Source organism: Halomonas sp. KM007 (genome assembly GCF_050709225.1).
In the GTDB taxonomy this organism is placed as follows: domain Bacteria; phylum Pseudomonadota; class Gammaproteobacteria; order Pseudomonadales; family Halomonadaceae; genus Vreelandella; species Vreelandella hamiltonii.
Map to the genome: position 1 here is coordinate 3439142 of NZ_CP136131.1, position 22746 is coordinate 3461887.

The window sequence follows — 22746 nt, forward strand, 5'->3', positions numbered from 1 at the left end:
CTATCCTGACAACATAGAGACAGGTGGTTGTGACACACAATCGAAATAATGACAGGCCTCATTCATCTACTGAATGATCAGGGCTGGCGCGGCAACCATAGGTCTTTAAATTAGACTAAAGTCGCAATATCGGAGCCGTCCAATCGTGCTCAGTAGCTAGGTAACAAGGAAAGGCAATGAAAATACAAGGCGTTAAACCGTTACTGGTGGCTGTTTTGCTGGCCACCACAGGCTGGGCGGGCGCCGGTGACCCTGTGGCCGAGATCACGGGGACGCTGGATGGCGACGACCATCAGTGGTTCGTCCTCGATCCAAGCAGCGAGCCCGGCGCCACGTTCATCGAAGAGGGAGACCGTTGGGTGGTGGAGATGACCGGCTACCGGGACCCGGATAAATGGGCGGCCCGAGACGCGCTGGTCATTCAGTTGGTGCTGGCCGACGAGCGGCTCACCGATGCCCGAGTGCTGCACCTGATCGGCGATGTCGTTCACCCGCCGTACTACACGGCCAGCGATGACGAGCTGACCGTGGTGCTTGCTCGGGTGGAGCGCGAAGGCAGCCGGTTACATCTTCAGGGCACCCTCGAGGGGCTGCTGGCGCTACAGCATAGCCCGGAGGCTGACCCTCTTGCGGAAGAGGGAGTCAGCTTGGCTATCGAATTCGATGTCACGGCGCGCAAGGTCGAATTCTGAGGTGGCAGGTGCTAAGGCACCTAATCAGGCCCCAAAGCGCTGATGCAGCCAGCGATTGATCGCATCGGACTCATAGAGCCACTCTTCACGACCGTCTTCATGGGCGATGCGCAGGCAGGGCACTTTGACCTTGCCGCCGCCTTCCAGCAGTGCCTGCTTGTGGTCTGGATCCAACTGGGCATCGCGCAGTTCGATCTTCAAACCAAGCCGCGCCATCTCCTTGCGTACCTTGATGCAGAAAGGGCAGGTACGAAACTGATACAGCGCCAATGCCTCACAGGCCGCGTCGACCTCAGCCTGCTCCTCGGCGCTGCGCTCCACCGAGCGCGGCGTGGAGAGTTTTTCCGACACTAGCATCACCGGGGCCAGCAGCACGCGAAGGCCACGGAAAAAGTAACGAACGATAATGCGCATGATAAAAGCTCCTCTCGCCAGCGCAGCGGGGTGGTTTAGGTCGATAGGTGCCGCATCCTGCATCAAAAGCCACCCATTGTCACTTTCCTGCCCTGTGACGAGGCATCGCGAAGGGAACCAGATGAGCTGGCGTCCCGGGCATGATAATCTTTCTCCCAATGTATGCATTTAGGCTGATATTTCAGTCCGTTGTCAGGGTCATGGAAGGAGCGCTCGCCCATGCGTTTACATGTGATTGGTATCTGCGGCACCTTTATGGGCAGTCTTGCGCTGCTGGCCCGAGAGTTGGGGCACGAGGTGAGTGGGTCGGATGCGAACGTGTATCCGCCCATGAGCACTCAGCTCGCCGAGGCGGGCATCACGCTGATGGAGGGGTATCGCGCCGACAATCTGCAGGGCCCGTTGGACCTGGTGGTGGTGGGCAACGCTCTCTCGCGCGGTAATCCGGAAGTCGAGGCGCTGCTCGATAGCGGCCTGCGCTACACCTCGGGTGCCCAGTGGCTGGCGGAGTACGTGCTGCCGGGCCGCCGGGTCATTGCGGTGGCGGGCACCCACGGCAAGACCACCACGGCCAGCCTGTTGGCCTGGCTGCTGGAGAGCGCGGGCCTGGAGCCCGGCTTTCTGATTGGCGGTGTGCCACGCAACTTTGGCGTCTCGGCCAGGCTTGGGGGCGCGGCGGCGCCGTTCGTGGTCGAGGCGGACGAGTACGATACCGCCTTTTTCGACAAGCGCTCCAAGTTCGTGCACTACCGGCCAACGATCGCCGTGATGAACAACCTCGAATTCGACCACGCCGATATCTTTCCCGATCTGGCCGCCATCGAACGCCAGTTCCACCACCTGGTGCGTACCGTGCCAGGCCAGGGGCACCTGCTGGTGGCTGACCAGCAGCCCGCGCTTGACCGGGTGCTGGCCATGGGCAGCTGGAGCCCGGTCACACGCTTTGGCAGCGAGGCCGACAGCCAGTGGCAGCTGCGCCTGGAGCAGGCCGACGCCAGCCGCTTTCAGGTGCTGTATAGCGGCGGGCAGGATGAGGAGGACGGCGTGGTGGAATGGTCGCTCACCGGGGAGCACAACGCCCGCAACGCCTTGGCCGCCCTGGCGGCTGCACGACTGTGCGGGGTGAACCTGCCGCGTGCCTGCGCGGCGCTGGCGCGCTTCCAGACGCCCCGTCGTCGTCAGGAGGTGCGTGGCGAGGTCAACGGCATTCAGGTGATCGACGACTTTGCCCACCATCCCACCGCCATTGCCGCCACGCTGCAGGGGCTGCGTGCCGCCACACCGCGGGGACGGCTGCTGGCCGTGATCGAGCCGCGCTCCAACACCATGCGGCTGGGCGCGCTGCGTGAACGTCTGAACGACAGCGTTGCCGACGCGGATCACAGCTTCTGGTTCCAGCCTGCTGGCGTGGAGTGGTCGATGGACTCTTTGGTAGAGGTGCAAGGGTCGCGGGCGTCGCTGTATCGGGATATCGATGCATTGGTACAGGCAGTGGTCACCCAGGCGGCACCGCTCGACCGCATCGTGGTGATGTCCAACGGTGGTTTCGATGGCGTTCACGAGCGCCTGTTGGCGGCGTTGGCAGTGGCAAACGCTGACACGGGAGTATCCCATGAGTGAGTTCAAACCCCCTGTGACAGTGGCCCTGACAGGCGCTTCGGGGGCCCAGTATGGCCTGCGCTTGATCGACGTGCTGGTCGAGGCGGGTCATGAAGTGTGGGTGATGATTTCCAAGGCGGCCCATATGGTCATTGCCACGGAAACGGATGTATCGCTGCCTGCTCAGCCTCAGCGACTGGAAGAGGCCTTGATGGCGCAAAGCGGTGCCAAGCCCGGGCAAATTCGCTGCTTTGGGCGTGAAGACTGGATGGCCCCCGTGGCCTCGGGTTCCGGCGCGCCTTCCGCCATGGTGATCTGCCCCTGTTCCACCGGCACCCTCTCTGCGGTGGCCACCGGGGCCAGCAACAACCTGATCGAACGCGCCGCCGATGTGGCGATCAAGGAGCGGCGCACGCTGGTCATGGTGCCCCGGGAGAGCCCTTTTTCCCCCATTCATCTGGAACACATGCTGACCTTGAGTCGCCTGGGCGTGGTGATCCTGCCTGCCGCACCCGGGTTCTATCATCGCCCCCAATCCATGGAGGACCTGATCGATTTCATCGTCGCGCGGATTCTCAACCAGCTGGGTATCGAGCACCGCCTGATGCCACGCTGGGGCGAAGGGTAATCCCGGCGGTGCCACCGCCCTTTTGTGTTTGCGATTCGCCATCTTACTGACTTTCGTCACCGTTCATCACAAGGAAGCGTCACCATGTCCTGGGCTACTCTATCGGTCTTCGTGCCAACCTTTCTGTTCGTATCGCTGACTCCCGGCATGTGCATGACGCTGGCCATGGTGCTGGGGATGACCCAGGGGGTGAAGCGTACGCTCTGGATGATGATCGGTGAGTTGATTGGCGTGGGGCTGGTGGCCGCGGCGGCAGGGGCAGGGGTGGCCGCGTTGATGTTGCGCCAGCCTGAGCTGTTCACTGCGTTCAAGTGGATCGGTGGGGCTTACCTGGCGTATCTGGGGGTGATGATGTGGCGCTCGCGGGGGCGCATGGCCATTCCCAGCGAGCTGGACACAGGGCCGCCTGCAGGCCGCTGGCAGTTGGCCATGCAGGGGCTGGTGACCGCCGTGGCCAACCCCAAGGGCTGGGCATTCTTCATGGTGCTGCTGCCGCCGTTTCTGGACAGCAGCCGCCCGCTGGCCCCCCAGCTCAGCCTGTTGATTGCCCTGATTCTGGTCATCGAGTTCGGCAGCATGCTGGTGTATGCCACGGGAGGCAAGACGCTGCGTCGCGTGCTGGGCAAAAGCGGTAACGTACGCCTGCTGAACCGCATTGCCGGGACGCTGATGTTTGGCGTGGGCGCGTGGCTGGCGCTGGGCTGATCACGCCAGCCCGTGCCAGCCACGTTTTGCCGCGCCCTCAAATCGGTCCGAACAGCAGCATTCTCGCGCTCACCAGCAGCAGCGATGCCCCTGTGAGCGTCACCCAGGGGATGGGTGGCAGCGGCGTGCGATAGCGCCGCTGCCAGTTGAGCTGAACCAGAGCGCAGACCACCAGCCCCATGAGCGCGCCTCCCACCAGATCACTCAGCCAGTGCACGCCCAGAGCCAAGCGCGAGAGCGCCATCGGCAGCGTGACGACAATGGCCATCCAGTATACCCAGGCACGCCGCTGGCGAGGCAGCCGCGCGGCCATCACGGCGGCCGCCAGTCCGATCATCACCACCCAGGTAGAGGTGTGCGCGCTGGGGTAGGCGTATGAGCCGGTCAGGTGGTCCGGGGTGGTGGGGCGTGCCCGGGCGAACAGTGCCTTGCCCGCGGTGTTGATCAGGGCAATGCCGCCAAGGGCCAGAGCCCCATGCAGCAGTGCATCGAAGCGTTTGACCACCAGCAGCCAGCACGCCCACGGGCTGACCAGTGCCACGATGCCCGCCTTGTCACCGATCATGGCCAATAGCAGGCTGGCGTGGGCAAGCCAGGGGGAGTCGAGCCAGTCGAATAGCCGTTGAGCTTCCAGATCGACCGTCAACGGCGTCACATGGTGCATCACGTACAGCGTCCAGGCAGAGGCCCCGGTAAGCGCGGTAATGAGCAGCAGCAGGGAACCCAGCGGCACTTCCCCCGAACGGCTCATGGCCAACCAGGGGCGGCGCATGACCGGAATGCGCCGCACGATGCGTGCCAGCGCAAAATAGACGCGCCCCTGGCGGTCCACCTGGGCACGCCCCCATGAAAACACCACGGCCAATACCACCACCGTGACGGCAATCAGGATGACGGCCATTTCCACGTTCGTGGGCAGATTCAGCCGCTGCTGCCAGGTATGGCCGACCAGATAGCCAGGCAGTACATAGGCGGGAGCCCAGAGCGCTGCCGAGGTAATGTTTGCCCAGGCGAAGGTGCGTGCCGGCATTTGCATCATGCCGGCCACCAGCGGAATCACCGGGCGAACAGGCCCAACAAAGCGGCCAATGAAGACCGAGTAAACGCCGTAACGCTCGAAAAAGCGCGCCCCACGCCCCACCCACTCGGGGTGAAGCGACAGCGGCCAGCGGGACAACACCGCCTCGCGATGCCGATAGCCCAGATAGTAACTGACGCTGTCGCCGATGATCGCGCCAATGAACGCCGCGCCAATCAGCCAGGGCAGGTCGAGCCCTTGGTGGCCCGCCAGGGTGGCCGCCGCAGTCATCAACACGACCCCGGGTACCAGCAGGCCAATGAGTGCCAGCGACTCCACCAGGGCAATGCCCAGCACCAGAAGCAGCAGCAAGGGAGGAGACAGGGTAAGAGAGAGCAGGGTGTCGACAATCGCCAAGAGTGACTCCGTCAGCGGTTATAAATGGGTAATGGATTCTGCGCGTGCTTCCAGGCGCTGAAGGTAGCGCGCGAAGCTCTCCTTGCGCATGGGCAGGCAAGTGGCGAGCCGTGCTTCCAACTGGCCTGTTTCAACCAGTACGCGCCGTGACAGGGCGCGCTGAAGGCGCTCCTTGACCAGCAGGGCGCCGCTTTCACTGGTGTCGGGCAGGACCAGCCAGAAGGTCGCACCGCCCGCTCGGCCCAGAATGTCGTGATCACGGCAGCGGCTATTGACCTCGCTGCACAGCGCACCCAGCAGCGCGGTCTTGGCGCGCTGGCCAAACTGCTCCTCTGCCATGTCCAGCTGCGGCAAGTGCAGCACCAGCACGGCCAGCCGCTTGTTGAGCATTGCGGCGCGCTGAAACTCATTCCTGAGGCGCTCCTTCAGCGTATCGATATGGTACGCATCGCAATCGTTGTCGTTGGGGTCGGTTGCCCTCAACAGCGCCTTGCGCCGGGCGTGCTCCCACGGGGGAAGCGCCAGCAGCAGGGTCAGTGCGGCGAACCCCAGCGCAGTTTCTCCCTGCAGTGCGGGCAGTTGCCAGCCTATCGCGACCATGGCCATCAGGTTGATGACCAGGGCTCCCCACAGCGGCAGCAGTATGAACGCGGCGGCCAAAGGCAGTCCCAGCCAATGCAGTGACAGGTTGGCATGGGTGAGCACCGCGTGCACGACGACCAGAAACAGGCTGCCCAGCAGCAAAAGGCGCGGCAGGCACGATTTGACCCCCTGGCCCAGGTGCATCATCAGGCTGGCCAGCAGCAGGGTCGTCATGATCAGCGGTACCAGAAGCTCTCGGTAGCTGCCGATGGCATAAAGCCAGGCGGTGTAAGCACAGATGATGATCAGGCCCGCGCCGTAGGCCAGGCCCATCAGCCGTTTGGGGGGCTGGCTGGTGGTCATGTGATGTCGCTCGGCCGCTGTTTGCCCATCTGGGCAAGGGCCTCCAGGGTGAGCGCTTCCAGCTCCAGCTCCATCAAGGGCATGGGCTGGCAAACGGCGTGTTCGGGCAGCGCGGCACACAGCAAATGACGACGATGTTCGGCTTCACGGGGCGTCTTGGAGAGCATCAGCGTGGCCAGGGTCGTGGCATTGAGGCGATAAACGTTTTCGAAACTGTAAACCAGGCTGCACAGCTTGTGAGCCGCGGGCCAGAGCTGGTGGAGCCGGAGATGAATGACCAGCACTTCGGCGTGAATGGCTTCTCGTTCGGAGCGTGTCTGCTCCTTGGTCAAATCACGCAGCAGTTGCTCCCCTGCCCATAGGTTGAGCCCCGGAATCAACCGCAGGCGCTGGCGCATGGTGCCGCTCAAGTGCACCAGCAGGTAAGTCCGTGCCATGGCCAGCAGGCACAGCGTCCCCAAGGATGCCACCAGCAGGCACCACTCTGGCAGGGTGAGCAGTGGCTGGATGATCAGGCAGGCCAGCAGGGCAGCGCAGACATTGAAGGTGGCCACCCAGCGGGGTTGTGGCAGCATGAACACTGCGCCCCAGGCCCATATCAGCAACAGGTGACGCTCAGGGGCAACGGCAATCAGCGACAGCAGGAGCGTACCGGCCAGCAACTGCCAAGGCAGCCCTCGCGAGCGTCGATGGCTGAAGTCGAGCAGTAGCGCCGTAATGAACAGCCAGGCCACGGCCAGCCATAGCGCAATGGCGGCTGCCAGCGGCGCGGTGGGTGTCCAGAAGGCCAGCGCGACGGCGGCAGCGAACAACGTCGCCCTCAGCGAGCTGATTTTGTATTTGCTTTGCATGGTGGCTTACTATCTGGCTGATAAACGAGGGTTACTCGGCCGTAGCATAACGCATTGCTTGGCTCGAACCTGTCAATCCCTCAGTATAATGCCCTCATGGCGTAATATAAGCCTACCTACTTTCAGTATTGCTTACACAGGGAGATCCCATGCGCAGCGCTGACGCATTCCAACAAGACGCCCAACACCATCTGGCGGCCGGCGATGTGGCTCGTTACATGGTGGCCGTGGGGCAGGGGGCCAGGGCGGCGGCCAGCGTATTGCGCCGTGCCGATACCCAGGCCAAGAATCAGGCGCTGTATGCCATGGCGAAGCGCCTTGAGGCGTCGCGCGGCGAGATCATGAAGGCCAATCAGGAGGACATGCAGCGGGGCCGGGACAATGGCCTGGACAGCGCGCTGCTGGATCGCCTGGCGCTCAATGACGCGCGGATCGATGCCATGATCGAGGGGCTGCATCAAGTGGCGGCGCTGCCGGACCCGGTCGGTGCCATCGATGGCATGAGCTACCGGCCCAGCGGTATCCAGGTCGGCAAGATGCGGGTTCCGCTGGGGGTGATCGGCATCATTTACGAATCGCGCCCCAATGTCACCCTGGAAGCCGCCAGCCTGTGTCTCAAGTCCGGCAATGCCTGCGTCTTGCGTGGAGGCTCGGAAGCCAGTGCGTCCAATGCGGCCCTGAGCCGATGCATTCAGGCAGGCTTGGCAGACGCGGGCCTGCCCGAGGGTAGCGTTCAGGTTGTTGCTACCACGGATCGCGCCGCGGTGGGTGAGATGATCAGCATGCCCGAGTATGTCGATGTGATCATCCCGCGTGGCGGCAAGTCCTTGATCGAGCGCATTTCGCGGGAAGCGCGTGTCCCGGTGATCAAGCACCTGGATGGCGTTTGCCATGTGTACATCGATACCACCGCCGACCCTGCCAAGGCGCTGGCCATCGCACTGAATGCCAAGACCCACCGCTACGGCACCTGCAACACCATGGAAACCCTGCTGGTGGATGCCCCGGTTGCCGATCTTCTGCTGCCGGAGCTGGCGCGTGCCTACGCCGAGCACCAGGTAGAGCTGCGCGGCTGCGAGCGGGCGCGGGCGCTGTTGCCCCAGGCGCTGGCAGCAACCGAGGAGGACTGGCACGCGGAGTACCTCGCCCCGGTCCTGGCCATCAAAGTGGTAGATGGCGTGGACGAAGCGATCGAACACATCGAGCGATACGGCTCCCACCACACCGATGCCATCGTCACGCAGGACTACACGCTGGCGCGCCGTTTCATGGCCGAAGTGGACTCCAGTTCGGTGATCGTCAACGCCTCGACACGCTTTGCCGATGGGTTCGAGTACGGCCTGGGGGCGGAGATCGGTATTTCCACCGACAAGCTGCACGCCCGTGGCCCGGTCGGCCTGGAAGGCCTGACCACGCAGAAATACATCGTGTTCGGAGACGGCCAGGTTCGCCAATGAGCCAGCGTATCGGCATGTTTGGTGGCACCTTCGACCCGGTGCACAACGGCCATCTACGCAGTGCCCTGGAAGTGCGCGACGCGCTGGGCCTGGAAGTGCTGCACATGGTGCCTGCGCCGCAGCCACCGCTGCGCGGTGTGCCGCAGGTATCGCCGCAGCAGCGCTTGGCCCTGCTGGAAGCAGGCATCGCGGATACCCCTGGCCTGCTGGCCGATGGCCGTGAGCTACGCCGAGCAGGCCCCTCTTATAGTGTGGATACGCTGACGGAGCTGCGCGACCTTTACGGCCCCTCGGCCCGACTGGTGATGGTGATCGGCATGGATGCTTTTTTGCGACTCCATCAGTGGGACCGTGCCGAGCGTCTTTGGGCGCTAGGGCACGTCGTGGTGATCGCTCGGCCTGGGTACAACAACGATTGGCCAGCAACGTTGAAGGAACTGGTGGGCAATCGCGAAGTCTACAGCGTCGAGACGATGATGCAGCATGCTCAAGGGCATTTGTTGGTGCTGGAGTTGCCCTCCCTGATGGCCATCTCCGCGACCTACATTCGCCAGCGTCTGCAAGCAGGCGAAAGCGTGCGCTATTTACTGCCCCACGCGGTGGAAACGGCCATTTTGCAACAGGGCTGGTATCAAAGCAGCGAATAGCGCTGGCAGTCGTGAAAGAAGCCGTTACAATGGCCGCCTCAAACGCCCGTTGCCAATGGCGGGCGTCTATCATCGTCAGGTCAATAATGGGGTTGTCGTCAGGAGACATGCACATCGATACATTGAAAAACCTAGCCATCGAAGCGCTAGAAGAACTTAAAGCTCGTGATATTACGCAGTTGGACGTGTCGAAATTGACCGAGGTCACCGACCTCATGTTGATTGCCAGCGGTACGTCTACCCGTCATGTGGCAGCACTGGCGCAGAATCTCGTCGAGAAAGCCAAGGCTGCCGGTCTGCACCCTCGCGGTGTCGAAGGCGGTGAGAACGCGGATTGGGTGTTGGTCGATCTGGGTGACATCGTCGTTCATGTCATGCTTCCCGAAGCGCGCGCGCTGTATGACCTCGAGCGTCTGTGGGCAGACCTGCCCAACGATGCGGGCGCCATCGGCGATGCGCTGCGTCAGGTCGAAGAGCGAGCCTCCATGTCATGAAGGTTCGGCTGTTGGCGGTGGGAACCAAAATGCCTGCCTGGGTGGAACAAGGCGTGGAGACCTACCGCAAACGGCTACCGCGTGATTTTTTCCTGGAAATCGAAGAGATCGCGCTGGGCCAGCGCGGCAAGAATGCCGACATCACCAAAGCACGAGCTCAAGAAGCCCAGCGGATCCGCGACAAGCTGCGCGGCGATGAAATCGTCGTGGCTCTCGAAGTCAAGGGCAAGCCCTGGACCACGGAGCAGCTGGCTCAGGAAGCCGATGCCTGGCGAATGTCTGGTCAGGACGTAGTGCTGCTGGTCGGCGGGCCCGATGGGCTGGAGCCTTCTCTCTCGGCCATGGCCGACAAGGCCTGGTCGCTGTCACCGCTGACACTGCCGCACCCGCTGGTGCGGATCATGCTCGCCGAACAGCTCTATCGGGCATGGACCCTGCTCGTGGGTCACCCTTATCACCGTTAGAAGTTACCTGTTGTCGACCCTTGTGGCCGTTGCGTACATCGTTTGATTGAGAGTTGTCTGTTGCCATGCCCAAGCGCCGTGACACGCTAAAGAACCCTGAGCAAGAGCTGCGTATCTTCCGTGTTCGGTCGCTGCTGGCAGTGTTCGTGGTCATCGTCTTGACCGGTTTGCTGGTCGGTCGGCTGGGGTATCTGCAAATCGTCCAGCACGACCTCTACAGCACCCGCTCCGAGAAAAACCGCGTGCGGGTCGAGCCGCTGCCGCCCAATCGCGGGTTGATCTACGACCGTAACGGCGCCCTGCTGGCAGAAAACCGACCGACCTACAACCTGACGCTGGTGCGTGAGCGTGTCGACAGCCTGGAGGATACCCTGGCGCTGCTGGTGGAACTTCTGGAGCTGCCGGAAGAAGAGATCGAGGCCTTCAACGTTCGTTCTCGCCAGCGCCAGCGGCCGTTTCAGCCCGCGCTGCTGATGAGCGACCTGAGTGAAGAGCAGATTGCCCGCCTGGCCATCAATCGCCACCGCCTGCCCGGGGTCGAGGTAGAAGCCCAGCTGCTGCGTTACTACCCGGATGCCGAAATGATGGCTCATGCGCTGGGCTATGTGGGGCGGATCAATGCCGAAGAGCTGCAAACCCTGGATACCGGCCGCTACGCAGGCACCCACTTTATCGGCAAGACCGGAGTGGAGCGTTTTTACGAGTCGGAATTGCACGGCCAGGCGGGGCTTCGCAAGGTCGAAACCAACGCCCGTGGCCGGGTGCTGCGCGAGCTGGGGCGCACCGACCCGGTACCCGGTGCCAACCTGACCCTGACCCTGGACCGCTCGCTTCAGATGCTCGCCTACGAGCTGCTGGAGGGTCGGCGAGGCTCCATCGTGGCCATCGTGCCGCGCACCGGGGAAATTCTGGCCATGGTGTCGACGCCTGGTTTCGATAGCAACCAGTTCGTCACCGGGATCGATGTGGCGTCTTTCCGCGCCCTGCAGGAAGACATCGACCTGCCGCTGTTCAACCGCGCCATTCGTGGCCACTACCCCCCGGGTTCCACCATCAAGCCGTTTCTGGCGCTGGCAGGGCTGGTGGAAGGGGTGATCACCCCGGACAGCACCATCAATGACCCGGGCTTCTATCAGCTGCCCAATGACTCCCGTCGCTACCGTAACTGGTTGCGGTGGGGGCATGGGCGTGTCGATATGGAACGCTCCATTGCCGTGTCGAACAACACCTACTACTACTCCCTGGCCCATGACCTTGGCATCGATCGCTTGCATGATCAGATGTCCAACTTTGGCTTCGGGCAGCGGGTCGCTCACGACGTTCAGGGAGAAAGCACCGGTTTGATGCCTTCTCGTGATTGGAAGCGCGCACGTTTCAACCAGCCCTGGTACCCGGGGGAAACCCTTTCGGTCGGTATCGGTCAGGGGTATTGGCAAATTACCCCGCTGCAACTGGCCAGTGCCACGGCGGCCTTGGCCAACCGTGGTCACTGGGTCAAGCCTCGGCTGGCGCTGCGCATTGGTGAAGACCCCGTTTCGCTGGAACTGCCGGACACGTTGCCCGACATCGACCTGGCCAATGAGAACTGGTGGGACAGAGTGTTCAATGGCATGGAGAAAGTGCTGACCGGCAGCGAAGGAACGGCAAGGCGCACCGGGGTGGGCCTGGAGTATCGCATGGGTGGCAAGTCAGGTACGGCCCAGGTGTTTTCGCTGGGCCAGGATCAGCGCTACAACGCCGAAGAGCTGGAAGAGCGGCTGCGCGACCACTCGCTGTTCATGGCCTTTGCCCCGCTGGAAGAGCCTGAAATCGCCGTATCGGTCATCGTCGAGAATGCCGGGGGCGGCAGTACCCATGCTGCCCGCATGGCGCGCGCCATGACCGATGCCTGGCTGCTGAAAGAGGCGGCGCCGGAAGCCGATGAGGTCAAGGAAGTGCTGGAAGAGGATAACAGTCGCGTGGAGGGTAACTGATGATGCCGCTGCAACTGCTGATGCGCTCTTGGCGAGGGCACCCGGTTCGCCCACCCGATAGCGGCATCGCCAGGCGCAAGAGCATTTGGGAGCGTATTCATATCGACCCTTGGCTCGTGGGCCTGCTGCTGGCGCTGATGGCGGGCGGCCTGCTGGTGCTCTACAGCGCTTCTGGGCAGCGCATCGAAGTCGTGATTGCTCAGGCCATGCGCTTTGGCTTGGCCCTGGTGGGCATGTTCGTGCTGGCACAGTTTTCCCCCACCACGTTTTTGCGCTGGGCGCCGCTGGCTTATGGCGCAGGGCTTGCCATGCTGGTGGCCGTGGAGATTGCTGGCGATATCGGCATGGGAGCCAAGCGCTGGCTGGAAATACCCGGCGTGATTCGCTTCCAGCCCTCTGAGATGATGAAGCTGGCCGTACCGCTGATGGTGGCGGCATACCTCAATCGCTGTCAGCTCCCCCCGAGGCTGCGGGACATCGCGGTGTGTGCCCTGATCATTGGCGTGCCGGTGGTCTTGACGGCGATCCAGCCAGACCTGGGAACCTCGCTCTTGATGGCCGGCGCGGCGCTGATCGTGGTGCTGCTGGCGGGGCTCTCCTGGCGCTTGATTAGCCTGGTAGTGGCCCTGGTGGTGGCGGGCTTGCCGCTACTGTGGATGAACATGCACAACTACCAGCGTCAGCGGGTGCTGACCTTCCTGGATCCGGAGAGCGACCCGCTCGGCTCCGGCTGGAACATCATCCAGTCCACCACCGCCATCGGTAGCGGTGGCCTGTGGGGCAAGGGGTGGCTGGAGGGCACGCAGTCACAGCTCGAATTCCTGCCCGAGCGCCACACTGATTTCATCATTGCCGTGCTGGGCGAAGAGTTCGGCCTGGTCGGTATGTTGCTGCTGCTACTGCTGTACGTGATGATCGTCGGTCGTGGGCTGTGGTTGGCGGCGGCGTCCCAGGACACCTTTGGACGTCTGGTGGCGGGCAGTATCATTTTGACGTTCTTCATTTATGTGTTTGTCAATGTCGGCATGGTGAGCGGCATCCTGCCCGTGGTGGGGGTGCCGCTGCCGCTGGTGAGCTACGGCGGCACCTCCAGCGTGACCTTGCTGGCCGGGTTCGGTATTCTCATGTCGATACACGCCCATCGGCGGCTATTGCCGCGTTGAATGATCAAAGTGCAGTCGACGCTTTTTCACAGGAGTGGTAAGCAAATGAACAGGGCGCGAAGAAGAGCGGGCAGGTATTTACTGGCGGCGCTGATGGCATGTTCAGCCTCGGCCAGCTGGGCGGCCGAGGAGGTCGATTTCGACCCCCGCGTCAACGAGCAGACGCGCCAACTGGTCAGTGAACTGGTGGAGCAGGGCGTACCCGAGCAGTGGCTGACGCAAGCGCTGGAGCAGGCGACATTTCGCCAGAACGTGCTGGATGCCATGGCGGGGGCGGCAGAACGGCGTCTGCGCTGGTTCGAGTATCGCGATATTTTTCTGAACCAGCAGCGTATCGAAGAAGGTGCCGAGTTCATGCGCGAGCATGCCGAGACGCTGGCGCGTGCCGAAGAATTCTTTGGTGTCGCTCCTGAGGTGATTACCGCCATCATTGGCGTGGAAACCTATTACGGGCGTCACAAAGGCACGCACAAGGTGCTCGATTCGCTGGCAACGCTGGCCTTTCATCACCCCCAGCGGGGGCGCTTCTTCCGTGGCGAGCTGGCTGCTTTCCTGGCCATTGCCTACGAGCAGGGTGTCGAGCCGGAAACGCTCTACGGCTCTTACGCCGGGGCCATGGGCTATCCGCAGTTCATTCCTACCAGTTACCAGGCCTACGCGGTCGATTTCGATGACGACGGCATTCGCGACCTGTGGAACAACCCGGTCGATGCCATCGGCAGCGTAGCCAACTACTTTGCCGAGCATGGCTGGCAGCGTGATGGCGCCATCTACCACGATGCCGTCGGCCCACAGGAAGCCCCCGAAGGCATCGCCTTCAACCAGACCTCGCGCCCCTCCTTGACCGCCGCCGACATGGTGGAGCAGGGCATCACTAGCGAGGCGCCGCTGGCCCCTGATGCCCCCGTGGTGCCGCTATTGCTGGAGTTTTCAGAAGATGAGCAAGGCTACCGTCTGGGTGAATTCAACTTCTATGTGATTACTCGCTACAATCACAGCCACCTTTACGGCATGGCCGTGGCCGAATTGGCGGACGCGATCCAGCATCAGTTTGAGAGTGAGCATGACTAACCTGTTGACCAATGCCCGTTATGTGAGCGGTTCTCTCGTGTTGGCGATGCTGGTGAGCGGCTGTGCCAGCCAAGCGCCGCAGCGTGACAGCGGCAGCGCCGCGTCGCAGCCCAGCGTTTCGCCCGTGGCCAGCGCCGCTCCCAGCGGCGAACGGTATGCCATGTCCGGCGATGCCTATCCGGTAGCACCGCCGGACGTCAGCCAGGTGCCCGATGCCGAGCCGCGCATCGAGCAGCCCTCACGTGCAGGCAATCGCCCCACCTACGAGGTGTGGGGCGAAACCTACCGTGTACTGCCGGACTCGCGGGGTTATGCTCGCCAGGGCACGGCCTCCTGGTACGGTGAAAAATTCCACGGCTACGCCACCTCCAACGGTGAGATCTACGACATGTACAAGATGACGGCGGCGCATCGCTCGCTGCCGTTGCCGACCTTTGCCCGTGTCACCAGCCTGACCAATGGCCGTTCGGTGATCGTGCGCGTCAATGACCGTGGCCCTTTCCACAGTGATCGCGAAATCGACCTTTCCTACGCCGCTGCGGCTCGGCTGGGCATTCTGGACGATGGCACGGGGCCTGTTCGCGTCGAGGCCATCGACCCTGCGCAATGGTTGGCAGAGCGTGGTCGAGGTGGGGAGGCGACCCGCTCGACGGTGGCAAGCGCACCGGTACCCGCGGCGTCGGCACCGAGTATCGAGAGCGCTCCGGCTGCGCCAGCGTCTTCCCCTTCGCCAGCGCCCGCTCAGGCAAGCGGCGACGGCATCTTCCTGCAAATTGCCGCGTTAGGCACGGCAGAGGGTGCCCAGCAATTGCAGCAGCGCCTTTCTGGGGAGTTGGCCCACGGCGTGCGTGTGAAAAGCGAGGCCGAGGTGCATCGTGTTCAGGTAGGGCCCGTCAGTCCTGCCCAGGAAAACCAGGCCCGAGAAGATCTGCGCCGGGCGGGCTTTCCTCAAGTGTTTATAGTGCGATAATGCGTTCCAATTTAGTCACCCGGCAGCGTCACCCTGCTGCCACCCAATGTAAGTGAGACGTGTGTGATGAATGTATTGATATCGATTCGCCGGACCGCCAAGCTGTGTCTTTTTGCTGCCATGACCGTCGTGGCGATCCCTGCTTCGGCGCAGGTGATTCCTCAGCCGCAACCCCAGACCATCATTCCTGCACCTCCACAGCTGGCGGCCAGCTCGTGGATTCTGATGGATGCCAATAGCGGACGTATTCTCGCCGAGCACAATTCCGACGAGCGCCTGCCGCCGGCGAGCCTGACCAAGCTGATGACCGCCTACCTGGTCGAGCGGGAGCTGGACCGTGGCACCATCAACCTGACCGACATGGTCAATATCAGCGAAAATGCCTGGCGTACCGGTGGCTCCAAGATGTTCATCGAGGTGGGCGACCGCGTATCGGTGGAAAATCTGCTGCACGGTATCATCATCGTGTCCGGCAACGATGCCAGCGTGGCCATGGCCGAGCATCTGGCCGGCGGCGAAGCGCCGTTCGCCGACCTGATGAACCAGCATGCCACGCGCCTGGGCATGCACAACACCAATTTCCAGAACGCCACCGGGTTGCCGGGTGACCAGCACTACTCCACGGCGCGAGACATGGCCATCCTGTCTCAGTACATCATCAACGACTACCCTGACCACTACGCCATCTACTCACAGCGCAACTTCTCCTTTGGCGGCATCGACCAGCCCAATCGCAACCGTCTGCTGTGGCGTGACCCGTCGGTGGATGGTCTGAAAACCGGCTGGACCACCGAAGCGGGCTACTGCCTGGTGTCGTCTGCCGAGCGTGATGGCATGCGCCTGATCTCCGTGGTCATGGGCACCAGCTCCGAAGAGGCTCGCGCCCAGGAAACCCAGAAGCTGCTGAGCTACGGATTCCGCTTCTATGAAACCATGAAGCTCTATGAGCGCGGTGCCGTATTGGCCACGCCGCGGGTGTGGGGTGGTGACACCAATGAACTACGCGTGGGTGTCGATGGTGAAGTCTTCATGACGCTGCCGCGCAACCGCAACGAAGAGCTGCGCGCGCGTCTGAATCTGGATAGCGACCTGAGTGCGCCCGTCGCCGTTGGCGACGAAGTCGGTACTCTGGAAGTCTACATGGGTGACGAAATGGTCGGCGAGCGCCAGCTGGTGGCGCTGGAAAACGTCGAAGAGGGCGGCCTGTTCAAGCGCTTCTTCGATCAGGTGCAGCGCTTCTTCAGCAACCTGATCGGCAACTTCAGAAGCTGACGAGCCTCGAGCACGCTGGGCAGGCCGCCGTGGCCTGCCTGCGGTGCTCCAGCCTCCCGGTCGCAACCAGAAGCTCTGGCGTCATCGTCAGGGTTTCATTCGTTTTAGCATTCGTCATAGATAGGCAACTCATGAAAAAAGATACCAAGTCTCCGCTGCGTGATCTGCGCCGGCCCTCCACGGTCAGTGAGCCGCCCAAGATCACTTTTCCCTGCGACTATTCGCTCAAGGTGGTAGGCGATGCGGCGGATGATTTTCCCGCTTGTGTATGCCAGGTCATCGTCAAGCACGCGCCAGATTTCGACGAAACCACCCTGCAGGTGGTGGATAGTCGGAATGGCCGCTTCCAATCGGTACGGGTGACCATCGTGGCTACCGGTGAACAGCAGCTGGCCAGCCTGTTCGATGAGCTGAAAGCCACGGGCCGCGTGCACATGGTGGTGTGACATGAGCCCCGCACCCATCGAGCTGCATCGCCTGGGGCGTCGGCCCTACCAGCCTGTCTGGGAAGCCATGCGCGAGCTCACCGACTGCCGTGACGAGCATACGCCCGACCAGTTCTGGCTGGTCGAGCACGACCCGGTCTTCACTCAGGGGCAGGCGGGCAAACCCGAACATTTGCTGATGCCGGGCGATATCCCGGTGGTCAATACCGACCGTGGCGGCCAAGTGACCTATCACGGGCCTGGGCAAGTGGTGCTTTACCCGTTGCTGGACGTGCGGCGTGGCAAGATCGGTGTGCGTGAGCTGGTCAGCGCCTTGGAAAATGCGGTGATCGACGTGCTGGCCCGCCATGGTGTCGATGCCTGGGCCAAGCTGGATGCGCCGGGCGTGTATACCCGCACGGTGATGGGGGAAGCCAAGATTGCATCGCTGGGGCTGCGCATTCGTCGAGGGGCCAGTTACCACGGTGTTGCATTGAACGTGGACGGCGACCTGTCGCCGTTTGGCCGCATCAACCCCTGTGGCTATGCAGGCATGCAGGTGACGCGTCTGGGCGATCTGGTGACGCTGGACGATGGCGCAGATATCGGGGGGGCATTGGCCCTGGCGCTGGCGGAGCAGCTAGGCCGATCGCTGGTGGATTCGGCGTCGTGATCGAGTAAGTGCTGCAAAAGACGGATTCACCGGCATGCCGAAAGGGGCATGCCGGTGACATTCGTGCGGGGTATCAGCCGACGTTGAAGGCCGGAATACGGTTGCTGTCGGTTTCCTGGCCAGGCACTGCGGCAGGGGCGGCCAGGCCCAGGTTGTTCTTTTCGAACACGCGGTCGGCGCGGTAGCTCGAACGTACCAGTGGGCCGGAGGGAACCTCCATAAAGCCTTTCTCGAGGCCCAGCACGCGATAGCGCTCGAACTCTTCCGGCGTGACATAGCGCTCTACCGCCAGATGGTTCTTGGTGGGGCGCAGGTACTGCCCCAGCGTGACGATATCTACACCGATGGCGCGCAGGTCGTCGAACGTCTGCAGAATCTCTTCTTCCGTTTCACCCAGCCCCAGCATCAGGCTGGTCTTGGTGATCACGTCCGGGCGGTGGCGCTTGGCATGGGCCAATACGTCCAGCGTCTTGCGGTAACCGGCACGCGGGTCGCGTACCTTGGAGGTCAGCCGCTCCACGGTTTCCACGTTCTGGGCAAACACTTCCAGACCGGAGTCGACCACGCGCTCGATGGCGGCCTGATCACCGTCGAAATCCGGCGTCAAAGCCTCCACCACGACCTCGGGGGTGCGTGCCTTGATGGCGCGAATGCACGAGGCGTAGTGCGTGGCACCGCCATCTTCCAGGTCATCCCGGTCGACCGAGGTCAGCACGATATAGCGCAGGCCCATCAGCTCGACGGACTTGGCGGTATTCTCGGGCTCTTCCTTGTCCAGCCAACCCTTGGGATTGCCGGTGTCCACCGCGCAGAAGCGGCAGGCGCGGGTACAGACGGAGCCCATCAGCATGATGGTCGCGGTGCCGTTGCTCCAGCACTCGCCCATGTTGGGGCAGTGGGATTCGGCGCACACCGTGCTCAGCCGGTGAGTCGATACGTTTTTCTTGACGGCTTCGAAACGCTCGCCGCCTGGAATCTGGGCGCGCAGCCATTTGGGCTTGCGTTCAAGGGCGGGCGCATCGGCCTGCGCCTTGCGCTGCTTCATGCCGTCCTTGATCACCGTCATGCCGTGTTCGTTGCGGAATTTTTCGCCGCTGGGCACGCGCTGGGAAGGGGTGTTGCTCATAGGAGAGAGCCTCGAGTCACGCTAACTGATACGTAGGTGGTAGATAATGTAACATATCTGGCAATCAACAAGACACCGTCGCGCATCACGGGGTCTGTTCGAGGCTCAGGCCAGGCAGGCAGGAAACGCCGTGGCTGGGGAGGGGGCTGGGAGGCGCCTGGAAATGCGCACGCAGCTCGCTGAGGTGTTCGCGGGTGAAACGCAAGAACAGCTCCGCCACCGGCGTGGGAAAGTGGTCACGGCGATAGACGGTGCACCAGGCGCGGCGGATCGGAAAGTGGGGCAGCGCCAGCGTGGCCAGCAGCCCCTGTTCCAGCTCCAGCTGAATGGCCATGCGCGGCAGTACCGCCACGCCCAGATGCGCCATCACGCCTTGTTTGATCGCTTCGTTGGTGCCCAGCTCGATACGGTGGGGCAGCCCGACTTCCTGATCGACCGCCAGCTGCTCGAAGGCGCTGCGCACGCCTGACCCCGGCTCACGCATCAATACATAGTGGCGGGCAAAGTCCGAGAGGGTAGGGTTGGCCAGTTGGAGCAGCGGATGCTCCGGCCATACCACGGCCACCAGCTCATTTTCCAATACCGGCATGACCACCAAGCCATCGTCCTCCGGCACCATGGCCATGATGACCACGTCATCCTGCTGGTCGGCGAGGCGCTCCAGTGCCTGGCTGCGGTTGCATACTTTCAGACGCAGCTGTACATCGGGGTAGCGGGCGCGAAAGCGTGACAGCAGGTAGGGCACCACGTATTGGGCAGAAGAAACCGCTGCAATGCTCAACTTGCCGCTGATCTTGCCGTTAATATCTGAAAGGTGCATCTGCAGGCGCGAGAGCTGTCCGAAGATTTCCCGAGTGGAAAGCGCCAGCGTATCCGCCGCAGGCAGTACATGCAGGGTTTTACCGGCATAGCGAAACAGCGGCTGCCCCAGCGCCTGTTCCAGCTGGCGAATCTGGGCGCTCACGGCGGGTTGAGTCAGGCCCAGCTGTTCGGCGGCACGCGAATACGAGCGCTGGCGATGTACGGCCTGAAACACCTGTAGTTGGCGAAACGTCAAGCGGTTGAGCAGCGACGGGGATGACATAACCACCTCGAGGTAAACGTGCTCGGTCAGCGTCAGCGACGCCCAAGCGCGTGGATCCATGTCGAAATGCTACCATCCTTTGCCCGCTAACGCCTTGAATCGCTGTCGCTCGATGGTTCGTGCATGGGTAATGATCGACGTCTGGCAAGGAGTGCCCTAAACTATATTGCATTGCAGCATCATGGCTTCGGGCTTGGTGCCCCGCATCAACCCCACGGGAGACTCTATGAACTTTCTCGCTAATCCCTTGCTTTCCCCCACTCTGGTCAACAGCGCGCTGACGAGCATGATGGACCCGTTCGGGTTTGGCCGTGCTGCCTTGAGCTACTGGCGCGACAGCGTCGAACGCAACGTGCTGTACTGGGATGTGATGCGCGAACGGGGCAACCAGTACCTGGCCCATATGGAGCAGACCAAGCCCAACGTGCTGGGGTTCGATACCGAAGTGCTGATGGATGGGCGGACGCTGCCCAACCCGACCAATTACGAACTGCTGCGCGTATTGCCCAAGGGCGATACGGTCACCGACCCCAGCAAGCGCCCGTTCGTGGTGGTCGACCCACGGGCCGGGCATGGCCCAGGCATCGGCGGCTTCAAGCCCGACAGCGAACTGGGCGTGGCGCTCAAGGCGGGCCATCCCTGCTACTTCATTGGCTTTCTGCCCTTTCCCGAGCCCGGTCAGACGGTCGAGGATGTGGTCGAAGCCGAAATCGCTTTCCTGCGTCATGTCATCGAGCTGCATCCAGAAACCACTGAAAAGCCGATGGTGGTAGGCAACTGTCAGGCGGGCTGGCAGATCATGATGGCGGCGGCACTGGAGCCCGACGTGTTCGGACCCATCCTGATTGCCGGTGCGCCGCTCTCTTACTGGGCGGGCGAGCACGGCAAGGCGCCGATGCGCTATACCGGCGGCATGGTGGGCGGTAGCTGGATCACGGCGCTGACCAGTGACATGGGCAATGGCCTGTTCGATGGCGCCTGGCTGGTGCAGAACTTCGAACGCCTGAACCCGGCCAACACCTACTGGAAAAAGCAGTACCACTTGTACGCCAATATCGACACCGAAACCTCGCGTTATCTTGAGTTCGAGCGCTGGTGGGGTGGTCACGTAGTGCTGGGTGGGGAAGAAATCCAGTACATCGTCGATAATCTGTTCGTGGGCAACCGGCTCTCCACGGCCCAGCTGGTGACCCGCGACGGGCGGCGCATCGATCTGCGCAACGTACGTTCGCCGGTGGTGGTGTTCTGCTCCCGTGGCGACGACATTACCCCGCCGCCGCAGGCGCTGGGATGGATCCGTGACCTGTACGAAGGCGAAGAGGACATCATCGCCAACGACCAGACCATCATCTACTGCCTGCATGACACCACGGGCCATCTGGGAATCTTCGTTTCCGGCAGAGTTTCCCGCAAGGAACACTCCGAATTCACGGCCAATATGGATTACATTGACGTGATGCCGCCAGGGCTTTACGAAACGACGATTTCCCATGCCAGTGAACGAGCCGATGCCGAGCTGATCGAGCGTGACTACCTGCTCGAATTCAATCCGCGCAACTTCGAGGAGTTGGATCGGGATGTCATGCACAAGCCCGAAGGTGACCGCCGTTTCGCCACCGTTGCACGCATCTCGGAGATCAATCTTGGGCTGTATCGGATTTACATGCAGCCCTGGCTGCAGGCGGTAATGACGCCCGAGGCCGCACGCTGGATCCGACGCATGCACCCCATTCGCCTGGGCTACAAGCTGCTGTCGGACCGTAACCCGCTGAGCGTGCCGCTGCCGGTGATGGCCGATTACGTGCGCAAGCATCGTGAGCCGGTAGGGCAGGACAACGTGTTCAAGGCGTTCGAAACCATGGCTTCGGATCAGATCGTCGCCAGCCTCAATGCCTGGCGCGATTTCAGGGACAGCAGCACCGAGCGGCTGTTCATGGATATCTATGGCCAGCCACTGCTGCAGGCGGCCGTCGGGCTTTATGGTGATGCCCATGTGCATCGTCGTCGTCCGGGTGCCGAGCCGGAGCATCGTCGCTTCATCCAGCATCAGCAGGACGAGCTGCGCAAGCAAATCACCCAAGGTGGCCCGCATGAAGCCGTGATGCGAGCGGTGATCTACGTGCTGGGCGGTGCGCCTGCCACCGACGAGCGCAACTTCAAGCGGTTGCGAGCCTCGCGTGCGAAGCTCGAGCCCAGCAGCTCGTTGAGCGAGTTCAAGCGCCTGGTGCGTGAGCAGTTCTTCATTCTCAAGCTGGACCGCGAACAGGCCCTGAGCACGCTGCCCGTGTTGCTGGAAGGTGAGGACAATGCGGCCATCGATGGTCACCTGGAGCATCTGGAGCACGTGTTCTCGGCCAGCGGTGAGCTGACTGCCCATGCCGCCGAGCGTTTCGAACAGGTCAAGGCGCTGTTTGGTCAAGCGCGTCCTGTGCTGCCTGCAACCGTCCAAAGCTCGGAGGCTGAACCTGACCCCAAACCTCAGGTCAAGCCTGAGAACAAGCCAGAAGCCAAGGCCGAAGTCGTCACCGACACCGAGGGCGCGACCACTCAAGAAGCCAAGCCTTCGGCGGCATCTTCAGCCCCTGCCGCGGCCGCTAAAAAGACTGCGGCCAGGTCAGCCAATGCGCGGCGCGGAACGTCACGCAAGCGCTAGTCGTC

The 22746-nt window shown here is 62.4% G+C and carries 22 protein-coding genes; 16 read left to right on the forward strand and 6 right to left on the reverse strand.

Translation table 11 applies throughout. From position 1 onward, the window contains the following. Positions 1-176: 176 nt before the first annotated feature. Complete coding sequence (locus tag RVM27_RS16330; RefSeq protein ID WP_287805163.1) at positions 177-692, forward strand: hypothetical protein; 516 nt, start codon at positions 177-179, stop codon at positions 690-692. Positions 693-716: 24 nt separating this feature from the next. Here the strand turns inward: RVM27_RS16330 and RVM27_RS16335 are convergent, their stop codons facing one another. Then, positions 717-1106 carry a glutaredoxin family protein gene (locus tag RVM27_RS16335; protein ID WP_498957014.1) on the reverse strand — a complete coding sequence of 130 codons (390 nt, stop codon included), beginning with the start codon at positions 1104-1106 and terminating at the stop codon, positions 717-719. 219 nt (positions 1107-1325) lie between these two features. Between RVM27_RS16335 and mpl the strand changes: the two genes are divergently transcribed. The 3 genes from mpl to RVM27_RS16350 all read left to right on the forward strand — a co-directional run bounded on the left by mpl (position 1326) and on the right by RVM27_RS16350 (position 4038). After that, a complete protein-coding gene (mpl, locus tag RVM27_RS16340; RefSeq protein WP_498957015.1) occupies positions 1326-2726 on the forward strand; it encodes a UDP-N-acetylmuramate:L-alanyl-gamma-D-glutamyl-meso-diaminopimelate ligase in 1401 nt (466 codons plus the stop codon). Then, complete coding sequence (locus RVM27_RS16345) at positions 2719-3333, forward strand: flavin prenyltransferase UbiX (protein ID WP_498957016.1); 615 nt, start codon at positions 2719-2721, stop codon at positions 3331-3333. Before mpl ends, RVM27_RS16345 begins: the two co-directional genes overlap by 8 nt. Positions 3334-3417: 84 nt before the next feature. Continuing rightward, positions 3418-4038, forward strand: a complete 621-nt coding sequence (locus tag RVM27_RS16350) for a LysE family translocator (protein ID WP_039179741.1) — start codon at positions 3418-3420, stop codon at positions 4036-4038. 37 nt (positions 4039-4075) lie between these two features. Here RVM27_RS16350 and RVM27_RS16355 read toward each other — a convergent pair whose 3' ends face one another. The 3 genes from RVM27_RS16355 to RVM27_RS16365 are packed head-to-tail and all read right to left on the reverse strand — an operon-like array spanning position 4076 to position 7269. Further along, positions 4076-5473 (reverse strand): bifunctional DedA family/phosphatase PAP2 family protein, encoded by a 1398-nt coding sequence (locus RVM27_RS16355; protein ID WP_498957017.1) that lies wholly within the window; start codon positions 5471-5473, stop codon positions 4076-4078. Positions 5474-5491: 18 nt separating this feature from the next. Next, positions 5492-6418 (reverse strand): GGDEF domain-containing protein, encoded by a 927-nt coding sequence (locus RVM27_RS16360; protein ID WP_498957018.1) that lies wholly within the window; start codon positions 6416-6418, stop codon positions 5492-5494. Further along, positions 6415-7269 carry a hypothetical protein gene (locus RVM27_RS16365; protein ID WP_498957019.1) on the reverse strand — a complete coding sequence of 285 codons (855 nt, stop codon included), beginning with the start codon at positions 7267-7269 and terminating at the stop codon, positions 6415-6417. The genes RVM27_RS16360 and RVM27_RS16365 overlap by 4 nt, the downstream gene beginning before the upstream one ends. 149 nt (positions 7270-7418) lie before the next feature. On the opposite strand from RVM27_RS16365, the gene RVM27_RS16370 reads away from it, so the two are divergent. The 11 genes from RVM27_RS16370 (at position 7419) to lipB (ending at position 17878) form a co-directional block, all read left to right on the forward strand. Continuing rightward, entirely contained in the window at positions 7419-8726 is a 1308-nt protein-coding gene (locus tag RVM27_RS16370; protein ID WP_498941554.1) for a gamma-glutamyl-phosphate reductase, read from the forward strand. Continuing rightward, complete coding sequence (gene nadD / locus RVM27_RS16375) at positions 8723-9373, forward strand: nicotinate-nicotinamide nucleotide adenylyltransferase (RefSeq protein ID WP_498941553.1); 651 nt, start codon at positions 8723-8725, stop codon at positions 9371-9373. Before RVM27_RS16370 ends, nadD begins: the two co-directional genes overlap by 4 nt. Positions 9374-9480: 107 nt before the next feature. Continuing rightward, positions 9481-9867 (forward strand): ribosome silencing factor, encoded by a 387-nt coding sequence (gene rsfS / locus RVM27_RS16380; protein ID WP_096922824.1) that lies wholly within the window; start codon positions 9481-9483, stop codon positions 9865-9867. Further along, positions 9864-10331 (forward strand): 23S rRNA (pseudouridine(1915)-N(3))-methyltransferase RlmH, encoded by a 468-nt coding sequence (gene rlmH / locus RVM27_RS16385; RefSeq protein WP_498957020.1) that lies wholly within the window; start codon positions 9864-9866, stop codon positions 10329-10331. Before rsfS ends, rlmH begins: the two co-directional genes overlap by 4 nt. A 65-nt stretch (positions 10332-10396) precedes the next feature. Beyond that, complete coding sequence (gene mrdA / locus RVM27_RS16390; protein WP_498957021.1) at positions 10397-12304, forward strand: penicillin-binding protein 2; 1908 nt, start codon at positions 10397-10399, stop codon at positions 12302-12304. Continuing rightward, complete coding sequence (gene rodA, locus RVM27_RS16395) at positions 12304-13467, forward strand: rod shape-determining protein RodA (protein ID WP_287805181.1); 1164 nt, start codon at positions 12304-12306, stop codon at positions 13465-13467. The genes mrdA and rodA overlap by 1 nt, the downstream gene beginning before the upstream one ends. Before the next feature lie 93 nt (positions 13468-13560). Beyond that, positions 13561-14538, forward strand: a complete 978-nt coding sequence (mltB, locus tag RVM27_RS16400; protein WP_498957022.1) for a lytic murein transglycosylase — start codon at positions 13561-13563, stop codon at positions 14536-14538. Further along, on the forward strand, positions 14531-15508 hold the full coding sequence (locus RVM27_RS16405) for a septal ring lytic transglycosylase RlpA family protein (RefSeq protein WP_498957023.1): 978 nt from the start codon (positions 14531-14533) through the stop codon (positions 15506-15508). The genes mltB and RVM27_RS16405 overlap by 8 nt, the downstream gene beginning before the upstream one ends. 66 nt (positions 15509-15574) lie before the next feature. After that, a complete protein-coding gene (locus RVM27_RS16410) occupies positions 15575-16780 on the forward strand; it encodes a D-alanyl-D-alanine carboxypeptidase family protein (RefSeq protein WP_498957024.1) in 1206 nt (401 codons plus the stop codon). Positions 16781-16911: 131 nt separating this feature from the next. Continuing rightward, positions 16912-17226 carry a YbeD family protein gene (locus RVM27_RS16415; RefSeq protein WP_498957025.1) on the forward strand — a complete coding sequence of 105 codons (315 nt, stop codon included), beginning with the start codon at positions 16912-16914 and terminating at the stop codon, positions 17224-17226. A 1-nt stretch (position 17227) separates the two neighbouring features. Beyond that, entirely contained in the window at positions 17228-17878 is a 651-nt protein-coding gene (gene lipB / locus RVM27_RS16420; RefSeq protein WP_498957026.1) for a lipoyl(octanoyl) transferase LipB, read from the forward strand. Positions 17879-17951: 73 nt separating this feature from the next. On the opposite strand, the gene lipA is transcribed toward lipB, so the two are convergent. Together lipA and RVM27_RS16430 are read right to left on the reverse strand one after the other, a co-directional pair. Then, the gene (gene lipA, locus RVM27_RS16425) at positions 17952-19004 is read right to left on the reverse strand and encodes a lipoyl synthase (RefSeq protein WP_016914094.1); all 1053 of its coding nucleotides are present in this window, start codon (positions 19002-19004) and stop codon (positions 17952-17954) included. 85 nt (positions 19005-19089) lie between these two features. Continuing rightward, positions 19090-20088 (reverse strand): LysR family transcriptional regulator, encoded by a 999-nt coding sequence (locus RVM27_RS16430; RefSeq protein ID WP_287805213.1) that lies wholly within the window; start codon positions 20086-20088, stop codon positions 19090-19092. A 226-nt stretch (positions 20089-20314) separates the two neighbouring features. Here RVM27_RS16430 and RVM27_RS16435 point away from each other — a divergent pair, with 226 nt between their 5' ends. Continuing rightward, on the forward strand, positions 20315-22741 hold the full coding sequence (locus RVM27_RS16435; protein WP_498957027.1) for a DUF3141 domain-containing protein: 2427 nt from the start codon (positions 20315-20317) through the stop codon (positions 22739-22741). Positions 22742-22746 lie beyond the last annotated feature (5 nt).

Excerpts from the sequence above, each read along its gene's own strand:
- RVM27_RS16345 (WP_498957016.1), top strand. The coding sequence starts at position 2,719 with ATGAGTGAGTTCAAACCCCCTGTGACAGTGGCCCTGACAGGCGCTTCG.
- rlmH (WP_498957020.1), top strand. The coding sequence starts at position 9,864 with ATGAAGGTTCGGCTGTTGGCGGTGGGAACCAAAATGCCTGCCTGGGTG.
- RVM27_RS16430 (WP_287805213.1), bottom strand. The coding sequence starts at position 20,088 with ATGTCATCCCCGTCGCTGCTCAACCGCTTGACGTTTCGCCAACTACAG.
- RVM27_RS16415 (WP_498957025.1), top strand. The coding sequence starts at position 16,912 with ATGAAAAAAGATACCAAGTCTCCGCTGCGTGATCTGCGCCGGCCCTCC.
- RVM27_RS16370 (WP_498941554.1), top strand. The coding sequence starts at position 7,419 with ATGCGCAGCGCTGACGCATTCCAACAAGACGCCCAACACCATCTGGCG.
- nadD (WP_498941553.1), top strand. The coding sequence starts at position 8,723 with ATGAGCCAGCGTATCGGCATGTTTGGTGGCACCTTCGACCCGGTGCAC.
- RVM27_RS16360 (WP_498957018.1), bottom strand. The coding sequence starts at position 6,418 with ATGACCACCAGCCAGCCCCCCAAACGGCTGATGGGCCTGGCCTACGGC.
- mpl (WP_498957015.1), top strand. The coding sequence starts at position 1,326 with ATGCGTTTACATGTGATTGGTATCTGCGGCACCTTTATGGGCAGTCTT.
- RVM27_RS16410 (WP_498957024.1), top strand. The coding sequence starts at position 15,575 with ATGAATGTATTGATATCGATTCGCCGGACCGCCAAGCTGTGTCTTTTT.
- RVM27_RS16405 (WP_498957023.1), top strand. The coding sequence starts at position 14,531 with ATGACTAACCTGTTGACCAATGCCCGTTATGTGAGCGGTTCTCTCGTG.
- RVM27_RS16350 (WP_039179741.1), top strand. The coding sequence starts at position 3,418 with ATGTCCTGGGCTACTCTATCGGTCTTCGTGCCAACCTTTCTGTTCGTA.
- mltB (WP_498957022.1), top strand. The coding sequence starts at position 13,561 with ATGGCATGTTCAGCCTCGGCCAGCTGGGCGGCCGAGGAGGTCGATTTC.
- RVM27_RS16365 (WP_498957019.1), bottom strand. The coding sequence starts at position 7,269 with ATGCAAAGCAAATACAAAATCAGCTCGCTGAGGGCGACGTTGTTCGCT.
- rodA (WP_287805181.1), top strand. The coding sequence starts at position 12,304 with ATGATGCCGCTGCAACTGCTGATGCGCTCTTGGCGAGGGCACCCGGTT.
- RVM27_RS16435 (WP_498957027.1), top strand. The coding sequence starts at position 20,315 with ATGAACTTTCTCGCTAATCCCTTGCTTTCCCCCACTCTGGTCAACAGC.
- RVM27_RS16330 (WP_287805163.1), top strand. The coding sequence starts at position 177 with ATGAAAATACAAGGCGTTAAACCGTTACTGGTGGCTGTTTTGCTGGCC.
- mrdA (WP_498957021.1), top strand. The coding sequence starts at position 10,397 with ATGCCCAAGCGCCGTGACACGCTAAAGAACCCTGAGCAAGAGCTGCGT.
- lipA (WP_016914094.1), bottom strand. The coding sequence starts at position 19,004 with ATGAGCAACACCCCTTCCCAGCGCGTGCCCAGCGGCGAAAAATTCCGC.
- RVM27_RS16335 (WP_498957014.1), bottom strand. The coding sequence starts at position 1,106 with ATGCGCATTATCGTTCGTTACTTTTTCCGTGGCCTTCGCGTGCTGCTG.
- lipB (WP_498957026.1), top strand. The coding sequence starts at position 17,228 with ATGAGCCCCGCACCCATCGAGCTGCATCGCCTGGGGCGTCGGCCCTAC.
- rsfS (WP_096922824.1), top strand. The coding sequence starts at position 9,481 with ATGCACATCGATACATTGAAAAACCTAGCCATCGAAGCGCTAGAAGAA.